The sequence below is a fragment of the Pseudomonas sp. HMSC063H08 genome, from assembly GCF_001813645.1.
GTDB classification, from domain to species: domain Bacteria; phylum Pseudomonadota; class Gammaproteobacteria; order Pseudomonadales; family Pseudomonadaceae; genus Pseudomonas; species Pseudomonas aeruginosa.
Genome location: NZ_KV813369.1, coordinates 10409 through 23398 on the forward strand (window position 1 = coordinate 10409; position 12990 = coordinate 23398).

At 63.2% G+C, this 12990-nt stretch carries 14 protein-coding genes; 13 read left to right on the plus strand and 1 reads right to left on the minus strand.

What is annotated here, in order from left to right; genetic code table 11:
- From HMPREF2924_RS05700 to HMPREF2924_RS05715, 5 genes are all read left to right on the plus strand, one after another.
- Nucleotides 1-198, plus strand: a 198-nt coding sequence (locus tag HMPREF2924_RS05700) for a chromosome partitioning protein ParB (protein WP_070700408.1), incomplete at its 5' end; no start/stop codon positions are given.
- Nucleotides 195-752, plus strand: coding sequence for a DUF2840 domain-containing protein (locus tag HMPREF2924_RS05705; RefSeq protein WP_021204046.1), 558 nt, complete (start codon nt 195-197; stop codon nt 750-752). The genes HMPREF2924_RS05700 and HMPREF2924_RS05705, both read left to right, overlap by 4 nt.
- On the plus strand, nt 749-1348 hold the full coding sequence (locus HMPREF2924_RS05710) for a S26 family signal peptidase (RefSeq protein WP_023112221.1): 600 nt from the start codon (nt 749-751) through the stop codon (nt 1346-1348). The genes HMPREF2924_RS05705 and HMPREF2924_RS05710 overlap by 4 nt, the downstream gene beginning before the upstream one ends.
- The gene (locus HMPREF2924_RS33970) at nt 1345-1800 is read left to right on the plus strand and encodes a hypothetical protein (RefSeq protein ID WP_071543047.1); all 456 of its coding nucleotides are present in this window, start codon (nt 1345-1347) and stop codon (nt 1798-1800) included. Before HMPREF2924_RS05710 ends, HMPREF2924_RS33970 begins: the two co-directional genes overlap by 4 nt.
- Entirely contained in the window at nt 1797-3758 is a 1962-nt protein-coding gene (locus tag HMPREF2924_RS05715) for a relaxase/mobilization nuclease domain-containing protein (RefSeq protein WP_023124807.1), read from the plus strand. Before HMPREF2924_RS33970 ends, HMPREF2924_RS05715 begins: the two co-directional genes overlap by 4 nt.
- A gap of 50 nt (nt 3759-3808) precedes the next feature.
- Here the strand turns inward: HMPREF2924_RS05715 and HMPREF2924_RS05720 are convergent, their stop codons facing one another.
- Entirely contained in the window at nt 3809-4486 is a 678-nt protein-coding gene (locus tag HMPREF2924_RS05720; protein ID WP_078463495.1) for a TetR/AcrR family transcriptional regulator, read from the minus strand.
- A 189-nt stretch (nt 4487-4675) separates the two neighbouring features.
- On the opposite strand from HMPREF2924_RS05720, the gene HMPREF2924_RS05725 reads away from it, so the two are divergent.
- The 8 genes from HMPREF2924_RS05725 to HMPREF2924_RS05760 all read left to right on the plus strand — a co-directional run.
- The gene (locus tag HMPREF2924_RS05725) at nt 4676-6163 is read left to right on the plus strand and encodes an efflux transporter outer membrane subunit (RefSeq protein ID WP_078463496.1); all 1488 of its coding nucleotides are present in this window, start codon (nt 4676-4678) and stop codon (nt 6161-6163) included.
- A complete protein-coding gene (locus HMPREF2924_RS05730; protein ID WP_023124809.1) occupies nt 6160-7338 on the plus strand; it encodes an HlyD family efflux transporter periplasmic adaptor subunit in 1179 nt (392 codons plus the stop codon). Before HMPREF2924_RS05725 ends, HMPREF2924_RS05730 begins: the two co-directional genes overlap by 4 nt.
- A 4-nt stretch (nt 7339-7342) precedes the next feature.
- Nucleotides 7343-8875, plus strand: a complete 1533-nt coding sequence (locus tag HMPREF2924_RS05735; RefSeq protein ID WP_023124810.1) for a DHA2 family efflux MFS transporter permease subunit — start codon at nt 7343-7345, stop codon at nt 8873-8875.
- 35 nt (nt 8876-8910) lie between these two features.
- Nucleotides 8911-9411, plus strand: coding sequence for a MarR family winged helix-turn-helix transcriptional regulator (locus HMPREF2924_RS05740; protein WP_049876657.1), 501 nt, complete (start codon nt 8911-8913; stop codon nt 9409-9411).
- A gap of 99 nt (nt 9412-9510) precedes the next feature.
- Complete coding sequence (locus HMPREF2924_RS05745) at nt 9511-10455, plus strand: LysR family transcriptional regulator (protein ID WP_023124811.1); 945 nt, start codon at nt 9511-9513, stop codon at nt 10453-10455.
- The gene (locus tag HMPREF2924_RS05750; protein WP_023124812.1) at nt 10452-10700 is read left to right on the plus strand and encodes an EexN family lipoprotein; all 249 of its coding nucleotides are present in this window, start codon (nt 10452-10454) and stop codon (nt 10698-10700) included. Before HMPREF2924_RS05745 ends, HMPREF2924_RS05750 begins: the two co-directional genes overlap by 4 nt.
- An 83-nt stretch (nt 10701-10783) precedes the next feature.
- Nucleotides 10784-11941 carry a patatin-like phospholipase family protein gene (locus HMPREF2924_RS05755; RefSeq protein ID WP_228770476.1) on the plus strand — a complete coding sequence of 386 codons (1158 nt, stop codon included), beginning with the start codon at nt 10784-10786 and terminating at the stop codon, nt 11939-11941.
- A gap of 249 nt (nt 11942-12190) precedes the next feature.
- Nucleotides 12191-12990: type IV secretory system conjugative DNA transfer family protein (locus tag HMPREF2924_RS05760; RefSeq protein ID WP_168172952.1), on the plus strand; the 800-nt coding region annotated here is incomplete at its 3' end.

Below are 12990 nucleotides of genomic sequence, written 5' to 3' on the forward strand. Positions count from 1 at the left end.
GCGTGGATTCGCCAGGGCGATGCCGATGCGCTCAACAAGGGCGACCTTTATACGGCCCGCCTGACGCTCGACGTGACGCCCGCGCTACGTGCACGCATCAAGATCGCCGCCTTCGGCCAGGGCGTGACCGTGGCCGAGTTGCTGCGCGGCTTGCTGGAACGGGAGTTCCCCGACAAGCGCCCGGAGAACCTGCCATGAACGCATCCGCCTTGCCTGCCGCTCACGCGGCGACGGCTGCACCGGCTGCTGCGCCGCCGCCTTCGCTTTCGACGCTCGCCGGCCAGGCCGGCAGCGTGCCGCTGACGCGCGTATCGCTCGCCTACATCGAACCGCGCTTCAAGCTCTACCTGCGTTTCGGCGAACCGGCACGCACGTTGCGGCTCGACCGCTGGCGGCGCTGCGCGGTGTTCCTGCCGCGTGCAATGTTCTGCCGCGTGCGCTGGGAAGCAAACGACTACGGCACGATCCGCTGGCAGCTCATGGTGATGCAAGCCGCCACGCCGCTGGACGACATGCAGCGCATCCCCGGCGTGCGGCCCGGCGCACGCCTGCTGCTGCACGCCGAAGGCGAAAACGCGGTGCGTGCCGTGCTGGAACGCATCGACGGCATCGAAGGGCAAGGCATCGCCGCCATCGACGTGTCGCCAGCGTACTGGCGCACGCTGGGCAACCGTCTGGCGGCCCGCCTGGCGCTGCCCGAATACACCGCCGAGCGGCACGCCGCCTGGCTGGCCGGAAAGGCGCTGCCATGACGACCCAATCCAACACCCCATGCACGCACGAAGTCGCGCCGCAACCTCGCTCGCGCCTGCGCGTTCGCATCGTGCTGGCGGGCTTCGCCGCCGTCGGCCTCGCTGCGCTGGCCTGGGCGGCTTTCGTGTCGCCGCTGCCGCGTCTGACCTACAACCCGTCCGACAGCGTGGCGGTCGGCTGGTATCGCATCGAACCGTTCGACCCGCGCACCGCCTCGCTGCCACGTCCGTTGTCCGTGGACAGCATCGTGCTGGTGCCGCTGCCCGACAGGGCCGCCATGCTGGCTGCGCAGCGCGGCTACCTGCCGACCCGCGTTCCGCTGCTCAAACGTGTGGGCGCGGTCGCGCCGCAACACGTTTGCATCGTCGCCGGGCAGGTACGCATCGACGGCGTGCCTGCGGCCGCCGCGCTGCCTGCCGACCGGCTGGGCCGGCCGCTGCCATCCTTGCAGCTTTGCCGCCGCCTCGAATCGGGCGAGCTGTTCCTGTTGAGCGTGACCAATCCAGCGTCGTTCGACAGCCGCTATTTCGGGCCGGTCAGCGCATCCGCCGTGATCGGCGTCGCGTATCCGGTCTGGCTGGAAACACGCCCATGATGGCCGCCGATTCGCTGCACGTTGCCGTGCATCTCATCGTGCCATCGGGCATGTCGTTCCGGTGGCTGCCGCCGTGTCGTCGCGCGTGCAGCGCGGGCGCATCCGCGCCGCGCCTCGCGCAACATCCGGCGCAGCCGTCCAACGTGCAGGCGTCTTGCCTCGAACGCGCCCGGCCTGCAGCCATTGGCGCGTTCGCCGGCGGGCGGGTTGCAAGCAGCGCAGCGCCGCCGGGCCGCCGACGCCCGGAGCGACAGCGAAGGGCAAAGGCGGAAGGCAAGATAAAAGGTCGCGGCACATGGCCGCTTGAAAACCTTGTCTGCACGTGGGGGGAGCGCGGCACGCGCCACGGGGCGGCAGCGTGCCGCGAAGGTGCGCAATGCCGCATCGGCATTGGCGAAGTCGCGTGCTTCGTCCGCTGGACTGCGCTGGTCTTGGACGGAGCGACGCCATGAGCCAGCGCGACGATGACCGATTCCGCGTCCGGCCTGGCGCTCCGAAACAGCGCGGCGATGCCTTCGTCAACAAGGTGCTGCGGCAGGCCAACAAAGCCGGCACGAAGCTCGGCAAGGTGGCAGGCAAGGTCGGCCAGCGACCCGGTTCCCGGCTAGGCCGCGGGCATGTCGCGGCGCGCTTCGCTGGCCGGGGACTTGGGGCCAACGCCCGGCGCGTGACGATCAAGGCGCGACTGGTGAATCTGGCGCAGGCTGGGCCGCGCTCGACCGCCGCGCACCTGCGCTACATCGAGCGCGAAGGCGTCGATCGCCAGGGCGGGCCGGGCCACGCCTACGGGCCGGCGACCGACGACGCCGACCTCGAAGCGTTCAAGGAGCGCGGCGCTGACGACCGGCACCAGTTCCGTTTCATCGTCTCGCCGGAGGATGCCGAACAACTCGACGACCTGCGCACTTACACCCGGCACCTGATGGCGCGCATGGAGGCCGACCTCGGCACGCCGCTGGAATGGGTCGCCGTCGATCATTGGAATACCGACAACCCGCACACGCACGTCGTCCTACGCGGCAAGGATGACACCGGCAAAGACCTCATCATTTCCCGCGACTACATCGCCGAGGGGATGCGCCGGCGTGCGTCGGAACTAGCGACCGAATGGCTGGGGCCGCGCACCGAGCTGGAGATGCAGCGCGCCATGCAGCGCGAAGTCGATCAGGAGCGGTGGACGGGCCTGGATCGCACCTTGCAGCGCGAGGCCGCCGACGATGGCTTGGTGCGCGTCGAACGCTTCGCCGAACCCGGGTTGCAACGCCAGCGGCAAGTGCTGATCGGCCGCCTGCAACACCTACAACGCATGGGATTGGCGTCCGAACCGCACCCCGGTACGTGGGCCGTCCATGCCGACGCCGAGCCAACCTTGCGGGCAATGGGCGAGCGCGGCGACATCATCCGCACGATGCAACGGGCGATGAGCGGCAAGCAGCGCGAACTGGCCGTGTTCCAGGCCGGCGAGGGTGGCCGCGCCGTCATCGGTCGCGTCGTCGGCAAGGGGCTGGCCGACGAGCTGTACGACAAGGGCTATCTGATCGTCGATGGCGCGGACGGCAAGGCGCACTACGTCACGCTGCCGCCGCGTGCCGAGCTAGAGCAGTACCCGACCGGGGCCGTGGTGGAGGTGAAAGGCACGGCCGACGTGCGCGCCGCCGACCGGAACATCGCCGCGCTGGCCGCCGATGGCGTGTACCGCACCGATCATCACCTTGCGCTCGCCCAAGGTCAGGCCATGAACGAACGCGATCCGCGCGAGGTAGTGGCCGCCCATGTACGCCGGCTCGAAGCCCTGCGCCGCGCTGGCATCGTGGAGCGCGAGGCTGAAGGCGTCTGGCGCGTGCCCGCCGACCTGGCCGAGCGAGGCCGCCAGTACGACGCGCAGCGCCTCGGTGGTGGTGTGGCGGTCGAGCTGAAATCGCACCTGCCCATCGAGCGGCAGGCCCGCGTGATCGGCGCCACCTGGCTCGACCAGCAGTTGATCGGCGGCGGCAAGGGCCTGGGCGACCTGGGCTTTGGAGCCGAGGTCAAGGATGCGCTACGTCAACGCGCCGACTTCCTGGCCGAACAGGGACTGGCCGAGCATCGCGGGCAGCGCGTCGTCCTCGCGCGCAATCTGCTGGGGACGCTGCGCGGGCGTGAATTGGCGAAGGCCGCGCAGGACATCGCCGCCGAAACCGGCCTGGAGCATCGGCCGGTGGCCGACGGGCGGCGCGTGACTGGTATCTACCGGCGTTCCGTCATGCTCGCCAGCGGGCGCTACGCGATGCTCGACGACGGCATGGGGTTCTCGCTGGTGCCGTGGAAGCCGGTGATCGAGCAACGGCTGGGGCGGCAACTGGCCGTGACGGTACGAGGAGCCTCAACATCGTGGGAGCTGGGGCGACCACGCGGCCCCGCTATTGGCTGATTGAACGCTACCGCATGGAACGAGAGGCATCGCTTACGCGAAGACTGCACTCAGCCATTATTCTTCTGAAAGGCGCGAAGAAAAGTAGTGACGGCATCTTTCGCCCACCGATCCCGTTGGGCAGCGGACGCCGGAGCATCAGGGTGCATTACACACTGCATCTGGGCCTCACCGCGCACCATGTTCACGAACAATGAGGCCGCGGAGTCGAATCCGATACTTCCAAGATCCAATTCTCCCTTCGAGGCAGCGACTTCCAAGGTCTCCGCAACGATGTTGTTTATGGCGGCAGGGCCGGCCAGATAGAAGCGCCTCCCAAGCTCGGGAAACCTCGGCGCTTCGGCCGCAATCATGCGGTATAGCGCCAACCCGTCGCGCGACAGCACAATCTCCAAGTAGGCGAGCGCCATCGCGTTCAGAATATCGGCAAGCCGTTCTTCTGGAAACTTGGGCTTTCGAACGGCTCTAAGAAACCGCTCACATTCGGCCTCGACGACGGCCACGAACAAAGCTTCCTTGTTCGGGTAGTGCGAATACACCGTCGATTTCGATACGCCGGCGGCCTGCTGAATCATGTCGGTCGTCGCAGCGCTAAAGCCGTTTGCCAAGAAGACAGTCCTTGCGCCGGCAAGGACAAGGCGTGCTTTTTCTGATTGCACTGCGCCCCCAGCGGACGAGGGATGCTTGGAAGGCGTGCTCGCCTTCGAGCGCGCTGACGAAGTGGTCATGTGTTCGGTCCACCGCTGCGGAAAGTAAAGCCGCACGATAGCACATAAGCGGTCCAAGTCAAACCGATCGGTACTGTATTGTCTTTCCACAACATGTTGACATTGCTGTATTTCCTGTTTGACTTCCGCTCTTGACTAAACCGAACCGATCGGTTTAGCATGGCGCCATGCCAAGTCACGGGTGCCTCCATGTCAAGCCCATCGCTCCAATATTCATCCTTCGTCGATAAGTCCTCTGCCGCATGGCGCAAAACCGCTGCGGTAGCGATTTGCTGCGCAGTACTGGCGTCATGCGCCTCCATCCCGGACCTGGGGCCGATGGAAAAGCCCGCATCAATGGACGGGCTTGCGGCCGACAAGAGCCTTGGGGCGCCTGTCGGTGAATGGCCGACGCAGGCGTGGTGGAAGTCCTTTGGCGATCCACAACTTGACCAATTGATGGACGAAGCGCTGGCTAGCTCGCCGTCGATGGCGCAAGCGCAGGCTCGCCTCAATGCCGCTATTGCGCGATCGAAAGGTGCGCGCGCAGCGCTGTTTCCCTCTGTCTCACTGGACGCATCCGCCAGCGAGCAGAAGCTGACGTACAACAGCATCTTCCCAAAGGATGTCGTTCCCAAGGGATGGAACGACTATGGCGCGGCTTCTCTGAATTTCGGATGGGAACTCGACTTTTGGGGAAAGAACCGGTCCGCGCTGGATGCGGCCACATCCGAGGCGCTGGCGGTGCAAGCCGATGCCGCCGCAGCCCGCGTCCTGCTGACGACGGAGCTTGCAAGCCGCTATGTCCAACTCAATGGCTTGCATGTACAGCGCGATTTGGCGAGCGACACGCTCAGAAATCGTGAGGACTCCGAGCGCATGGCGATGCGCCGCGTTGACCAGGGCCTCGATACACAGACAACACTGGAACAGGCACATGCGAGGGCCAAGCTGGCACGGGCTGACTTGGCCGACGTGGAAGAGCGGATAGAACTGGCTCGCAATGGGATCGCGGCTCTGCTGGGGCGTGGACCGGATCGTGGTCTGAATATCCACGAGACGCATCTTTCGCCGAGCCTGTCCCTGGCGCTTCCGGAAACACTGAAGAGCGATCTGATCGGGCGCAAGCCCGAAATCGTGGCAGCGCGATGGCGCGTGGAGTCGGCCGCCAAGCGTATCGGCGTTGCAAAGGCAGGCTTCTATCCCAGCGTCAATCTGGTCGCCCTGGTTGGCTACGAGTCGCTGGGCCTGAACCGCCTGTTCGATTCGGGTTCCGACGCGGGCCGTGCCGGAGTCGCCATCCATCTGCCCATTTTCGAGGGTGGAAGGCTCCGAGCGAACTACAGCCGAGCCTGGGCCGAATACGAGTTCGCAGTAGCCAGCTACAACGATGCGCTGGTCCAAGCATTGAGAGAAACCGCGGACGCGGTGAGGAGCTTGCAAGCGCTTCCGATCCGCCTCGAAGCAACGGAGTCGGCGGTCGTCAGCAGCGACAAAGCCTACCAACTCGCCAAGCGCCGCTACGAGGGCGGCTTATCCAACTATCAAACCGTGCTAACGACGGAGGATGCCGCGCTCAATGCGCGGATGGCCGTCAATGCCCTGTGGGTGCGCGGCCTATCCCTCGACATTGCGCTGACAAAGGCCTTTGGCGGCGGCTTTTCCGATTCCTCAATGAATGAACAGGTGACCCGATGAGTGCTCCGATGCCCCCTGACCCTCAAGATTCTTCCACAACGCCGGAGGCTTCACAAAAGCGGGCGAAGCGCAAACGTCTCGTTTTAATTGCGACGGTTGGTTTGGTCGCCATCGGTGTTCTCTACGGTGCGTGGGCGCTTCTGTTCGCAGGCAAATCCGTCACCACGGATAACGCCTACACGGCAGCGGAAGTGGCCCAAATCACACCACTCGTTGCCGGCCCTGTAAAGGAAGTCAAGGTCAGTGACACGCAGGCCGTCAAGGCTGGCGACGTGTTGGTAATTCTGGACGATACCGACGCCAAGATTGCTGTCGCGCAGGCCGAGGCGGATTTGGCGCGTACTCAGCGCCAAGTACGGCAACTGCTGGGAAATGACGAGAGCCTTGCGGGACAAGTGGCCCTGCGTGCTGCCGAAATCGCCACCGCTCGCAGTGACCTGACCCGTGTAACTGCCGCCTATGAAAAAGCGGTCATCGACGAGCGCCGTAGGCAGAACCTGGTTGAAGAAGGCGCTGTCTCGAAAGAGGAGCTGACGAATGCGCAGACGCAGTTGCGCGAGGCGCGCGCTGCGCTGGAGCAGGCTCAAGCCGGAGTTCGCGCTGCCGAGGCCGCAAAGGAAGCTGCAAGCGGCGCCCGGACGGCCAACTCGGCGCTGATCGTAGATAGCACGGTCGATGACAACCCCGCCGTACTCGCGGCGAAGGCGCGGCTTGACCAGGCGCGCGTGAATCTTGAACGGACGGTGCTGCGTGCGCCCTTCGATGGCGTCATCGCGCAGCGTTCGGTGGAGATTGGGCAACAGGTTCAGACTGGCGTGCGGCTGATGACCGTGGTGCCGATCGACCGCATCTATGTCGATGCGAACTTCAAGGAAGGCCAGTTGCAGAAGGTCCGTCCCGGGCAGCACGTGGAACTGACCTCGGACCTCTACGGCAGCGATGTCGTTTATACGGGCCGTGTCGAAGGCTTCGCTGGAGGATCAGGGTCTGCCTTCGCAGCGATTCCCGCGCAGAACGCCACGGGCAACTGGATCAAGGTGGTCCAGCGGCTGCCCGTCAGGATTTGGATTGATCCCGAGCAGTTGAAGCAGCATCCGCTGCGGGTCGGTCTGTCAATGGAGGCTACCGTCGATCTGCGCGACCACGGTGAGTCCCAGCCGGTTGCGACGAGGTAGTGACATGACTTCCACGGAACACAAGCCGCTTTCCGGGATGGATCTGGTCATCGCGGCAATCATCCTGTCTCTGGCGAATTTCATGGTGGTGCTCGATACCTCCATCGCCAACGTGGCCATGCCCACGATCTCGGGGTCGACGGGTGTCTCGACGAGCCAGGGCACTTGGATCATCACGTCCTATGCTGTTGCGGAGGCCATCACCATCCCCCTGACCGGCTGGCTCGTTCGCCAGGTCGGCGAAGTACGGTTGTTCATGATCTGCGTCGTGGCATTCGTACTGTTCTCCGTGTGCTGCGGCCTGTCATGGTCTCTGGAAAGCCTCGTCTTCTTTCGCGTGTTGCAGGGGTTGGCCGGTGGACCGCTGATTCCGTTGTCATCGACGTTGATGCTGGCGGTGTTCCCCAAGAACAAGTCAAACATCGCGCTCTCGTTGTGGGGAATGATGACGGTCGTGGCCCCGATCTTCGGCCCAATCCTGGGCGGGATCATTTCGGATAACTGGCACTGGGGCTGGATATTTCACATCAACTTCGGGTTCGGCATCTTGGTCATGCTGGGCGCCATGAAAGTGCTTCGGGGCCGGGACGAACCCACGGAGCGTTCCCGCATCGACGGAATCGGTCTGGCGCTTCTGGTGGTTTTTGTCACCAGTTTCCAGATCATGATCGACAAGGGCCGCGAGCTGGATTGGTTCGCTTCGCCGCTAGTGGTCACGTGCGCCATCGTTGCAGCCGTTTCGCTGATCTATCTGATTATTTGGGAACTCACCGACTCCGATCCCGTGATCGACCTGAGCGTCTTCCGCTCGCGCAACTGGCTGGTTTCCTCAATCACGCAGAGCCTGATGTTCGGCATCTTTTTCGGCAACATCGTGCTGACGCCTCTGTGGCTCCAGCAACAGATGGGCTACACGGCGACATGGGCCGGCTTCGCTACCGCGCCGATGGGCATTCTCGCGGTGGCGACTTCACCGATCGTCGGTCGTCTCCTGCCGAAGGTTGACCCTCGTTGGATCGTCACCTACGGCATGGGTATCTTGGCCGTCTCGTTCTTCATGCGGGCGCATCTGACGACCCAAGCCGACTTCATGTCGGTGGCCATCGCGATGTTTGTCCTCGGCGCAGGCATTCCCGCATGCATGATTACGCTGACCTCGTTGGGTGTTTCCGACCTGCCGCCCGAGCGCATTGCGAATGGAGCCGGCCTGCAAAACTTCCTGCGCGTGCTCTCGATGGCGCTCGGATCGTCCCTGACCCAAACCTATTGGGAGCATATGTCGAAGGCAAGCCGGTCCGAGCTTGTCTCAATCATCAACCCGAATGCAGGGCATGAAATCGCTTCCGCGGCGGTTCGCGCCGGAATACCGCCATCGAGTTCTACAGCATTTTTCTCGCGCCTGGTCGATGGTCAGGCTGTGATGCTGGCTACGAACGATTTTTATGCGCTGGCTACCGTGCTGATGATCCTCTCGATCGGCGCTATCTGGCTGGTTAAGCGGCCGAAGGGGCCACTCCAGAAAGTCACGGGGCATTGATCTAAGGAGCGTGAATACTGCCGACGGGGTGTGACATGCAATTGATATATGCAAGAGAAAGCAACGCCGATGTGCCACATGGCCTCATTCATCTGATGAGTCGGACCAACATGGCGATTTGGCAGCTCATCACTCAGAGAACGTCTTCGCTGGGCGGCCTTACAGGCATGCAGGCGAGCGTGCTGCTGCTGTTGGCGTGCCGCCAAAGCATGACCTCCGTTGACCTTGCGCGTGAGTACAAGCTCTACCCGAGTGGCATTACGCGACTGATAGATCGTCTGGTTAGTCGAGGGTTGATTCAGAGAGTTCCTTGCGAGCGTGATCGCAGAGTGACGTATCTCCTCGCAACACGCGATGGCAAGGAAACGGCTTCGCAACTGCCGTCGGTCTTTGACGGCGCTTACGCCATCCTCTTCGATGGAATGAATGAGAAGGATATTGATGCTCTCAAGCGATGCTTGAGGCACATGCTTCTAAACGCCCGCGCAGCGGAAGAACTGAGCAACTCACCTGTAAATCAGAGCTTTCTAACTTAACCGAGGTTCTACTGCCGACAGCTTTCGTGGCCTGCGACAAGAATGGGAACCGTGCAAATTGCACCGGCAAGGCGCGAGCGGTCCGCTTAGGAGACTGCGATGGAAATACGCCATCTTCGCTGCTTTATTGCAGTCGCCGAGGAATTGCATTTTGCTCGCGCTGCTGAGCGGCTGCACATTGAGCAGTCTCCCCTATCGCGCGCGATCAAAGAGCTGGAAGAAGACTTGGGTGCACAGCTTTTCGTGCGCAATACACGCAGCACCCGACTGACTCGCGCAGGCCAGCTATTTCTGGAACACGTGCCGCGCGTCTTCACGGCTTTGCAGCAGGCGCGCGACAGCGTGAAGGCGGCTGCCAACGGTTTTCATAACCAGTTGCGCGTTGCGCTATCGGATGGCATCCCGCCTTCACGCTTCTCAACCTTTCTAGCATTGTGTCGCGAAGAAGAACCGGAAATCGAGATACGTCTATCCGAAGTTTCGCTGGCCCAGCAGATCAAAGGGCTGCACGACGACCTTTACGACGTGGGGTTTGCTCGGTCGGATGAAGTTGGCGACGGCATCGTCGCCGAAGCTGTCTGGAGCGATCCCTTGATGGTGGCGGTGCCCTCTCGGCACCCGCTGTTGACGTACAAGCGCATCCCACTGGAGGAAGTGCTACGCCATCCGCTGGTGCTTGGCGATCCCCATGCGTGCGAAGGATATACGCGGCAGATTGAAAGGGTGCTGCGTAGGGTCGATCAAGAGCCGTTGATCGCCGAACGGGTGGCCTCCGTTGATTTGATGATGGCGATGGTGGCAGCAGGTTTCGCCCTTGGGCTGGCCGGAGCCTCGCAGATTGCCGCCAGCCGTGAACAGGGTGTGGTCGCGCGGCCTCTGGCTGGCCGCACACCCATGCTCACTACTTACCTGCTGCGCCGGGGCAACGAGCCTTCGGAAGTGTTGGCTCGTTTCATCGAGAGAACAAGCACCCTTGAACCATCCGCGACGAAGAAGCCGACCGTACTACCCGACCTTGATGCTTCGGAGGAAATCGAGCCATGAACAAGATTGTGCTGATTCTGCTTGCTGCGATGCTGACCGCCTGCGGCAAATCCGAACCCACCGAAACGGTAGAGGCACTTGCCGCCAATCCCCAACGATTGAAGGAACTGCGGCAACAGTGCAAGACGGATCGCGCCAAGCTGGGCGACGAACTCTGCAATCGTGTGGCTGAGGCGACGAATCGACGGTTCTTTGGCGATGGGAAGGCGCCCTATACCCCACCGAAAGAGCAGCCGAAGTTTTGATCGGGCCATCACCTACCTAATGATCAAGCGAGCCCGCGATGCCACACACTAGGCCGGCCATTAGTGCTGCAAAGACGGCTCTCGTGCTGTCCGGTGGCGGTGCGCGCGCCGCCTACCAGGTCGGTGTGCTTCAGGCTTTGGTGACGTTGCGCCGTGAACACCTGGGCGAAGGGGCGCCCAACCCCTTCGGTATCCTATGCGGCACCTCGGCAGGCGCAATCAACGCCGCCGCTTTAGCCTGTCGCGCAGACTCCTTTGACGCTGGCGTGGAGGCCATCGCCGCAGTTTGGCGCAACTTCAATGCTGGTCAGGTGTATCGCACCGACGCGCTTGGTATCGCTCGCAGCGGCGCACAGTGGCTGAGCGCGATCTCGGTAGGCTGGATGTTGGCACGCTGGCGCAAAGAAGGACCGCATTCACTACTGGACAATGGACCACTAGCCGAACTGCTGCGACATTGGGCGCCTTTGGAACTGCTGCCGCACATGCTGGCCCAGCGCCATCTGCGTGCGCTGGCGATCGGCGCGTCCAGTTACACCAGCGGCGAGCACTTCACCTTCTTTGAGTCCATCGGCGATATGACGGGCTACGAACGCTCGCAGCGGCTGGCCGTGCCCATGCGGCTGGGATTGGCACACCTGCTCGCTTCGGCGGCTATCCCATTCGTGTTCCCGGCACAACGCATCGAACATATGGAGCATGCCGGCTGGTACGGCGACGGCTCGATGCGGCAGACCGCGCCGATCTCTCCGGCCATCCACCTGGGCGCGCAACGTATGCTCATCGTCGGCGTTGGTCGGATGCACGAACCTCGCGGGCGACTCGTGCGTAACGGCGGCTACCCGACACTGGCCCAAGTCGGAGGACACGTGCTGTCGAACATATTTCTCGACGCGCTCACGGTGGACATCGAGCGTATGGAGCGCGTCAACCGTACCCTTGGAATGATGACGCTGGGCCAGCGCCTCGCCACCTCACTACGTCCGGTGAAGGCGCTGGTGATTGCGCCGAGCGAGCGCATCGACGACATCGCGGCACGCCACCAAAAGCACCTACCGCGGGCCGTGCGCGCCCTGTTGCGCGGCGTCGGCTCGTCCAGCGCGAGCGGCGACCTGAGCGGCGCCGCCCTGGTCAGCTATCTGCTGTTCGAGGCTCCATTCACCCAGGAGGTAATGGCGCTGGGTGAGCGCGACACGCTGGCGCAACGGCAGGCAGTCTGCGAATTTTTCGGGTGGCTCTGAGGGGATGGGTGCTGCACTTCGACTTTCAGGGTGCAAGCATTCGCATGCGCCGCGCGTATATCGCTCGACACGCCATAACCCGCCGTCGTAGGCGGCGTTTTCCGTACATTCGCCCGTGCATGAAATCTTGCTTTTTCCGCGATATTCCTGCCGATAACGGTCTTTGACCAACCCTTGACCTGACTCCGATCCTTATGCGTGCGGCACGCTTTTGTGCCGCGTGACAACGAGGAGAAAGCGGAGGCCGGGATGCAAGGTCAAGGTGTGCTGTTCGGGCAAATCGGTGTCGTGTTCGGCATCGTAATTGCCGGCGTGTGGAGCGCCACGCAGTGGACAGCCGCCGCCCTGGGCTATCAAGTACGCCTTGGCTCGCCCTGGTTCGACTTACTCGGCACGCCGGTCTATCACCCTTGGCGCTTGTTCGAGTGGTGGTTCTCATTCGACGCCTACGCACCGCGCATCTTTGACACCGGCGGCGCAATCGCTGGCGGCAGCGGCCTGGTGGCCGTGCTGGTCGCTATTGCCATGTCCGTATGGCGCTCGCGGCAATCGAAGCTGGTCACGACCTATGGCTCTGCACGCTGGGCCGAAGCCGCAGACATTCGCAAGGCCGGCCTGGACAAGCCTGCCGGCGTGTTTCTCGGCCTGCATCGTGGCCTATACCTGCGGCATGAAGGCCCGGAACACGTCCTGACCTTCGCGCCGACGCGCTCCGGCAAAGGCGTCGGCCTGGTAGTGCCCACGCTGTTGAGCTGGCCAGCGTCTGCCGTCATCCACGACATCAAGGGCGAGAACTGGCAGATCACGGCCGGCTGGCGTTCGCGCTTCTCGCACTGCCTGCTGTTCAACCCGACCGATCCGAAGTCGGCCGCGTACAACCCACTGCTGGAAGTCCGGCGCGGCGCGCATGAAGTGCGCGACGTACAGAACATCGCGGACATTCTCGTTGATCCCGAAGGTGCGCTCGAACGCCGCAACCACTGGGAGAAGACTTCGCACGCGCTGCTGGTCGGCGCCATCCTGCATGTGCTCTATGCGGGCGAGGACAA

Coding starts and splice junctions, on each gene's coding strand:
- HMPREF2924_RS05705 (WP_021204046.1), top strand. CDS start 195: ATGAACGCATCCGCCTTGCCTGCCGCTCACGCGGCGACGGCTGCACCG.
- HMPREF2924_RS05710 (WP_023112221.1), top strand. CDS start 749: ATGACGACCCAATCCAACACCCCATGCACGCACGAAGTCGCGCCGCAA.
- HMPREF2924_RS33970 (WP_071543047.1), top strand. CDS start 1,345: ATGATGGCCGCCGATTCGCTGCACGTTGCCGTGCATCTCATCGTGCCA.
- HMPREF2924_RS05715 (WP_023124807.1), top strand. CDS start 1,797: ATGAGCCAGCGCGACGATGACCGATTCCGCGTCCGGCCTGGCGCTCCG.
- HMPREF2924_RS05720 (WP_078463495.1), bottom strand. CDS start 4,486: ATGACCACTTCGTCAGCGCGCTCGAAGGCGAGCACGCCTTCCAAGCAT.
- HMPREF2924_RS05725 (WP_078463496.1), top strand. CDS start 4,676: ATGTCAAGCCCATCGCTCCAATATTCATCCTTCGTCGATAAGTCCTCT.
- HMPREF2924_RS05730 (WP_023124809.1), top strand. CDS start 6,160: ATGAGTGCTCCGATGCCCCCTGACCCTCAAGATTCTTCCACAACGCCG.
- HMPREF2924_RS05735 (WP_023124810.1), top strand. CDS start 7,343: ATGACTTCCACGGAACACAAGCCGCTTTCCGGGATGGATCTGGTCATC.
- HMPREF2924_RS05740 (WP_049876657.1), top strand. CDS start 8,911: ATGCAATTGATATATGCAAGAGAAAGCAACGCCGATGTGCCACATGGC.
- HMPREF2924_RS05745 (WP_023124811.1), top strand. CDS start 9,511: ATGGAAATACGCCATCTTCGCTGCTTTATTGCAGTCGCCGAGGAATTG.
- HMPREF2924_RS05750 (WP_023124812.1), top strand. CDS start 10,452: ATGAACAAGATTGTGCTGATTCTGCTTGCTGCGATGCTGACCGCCTGC.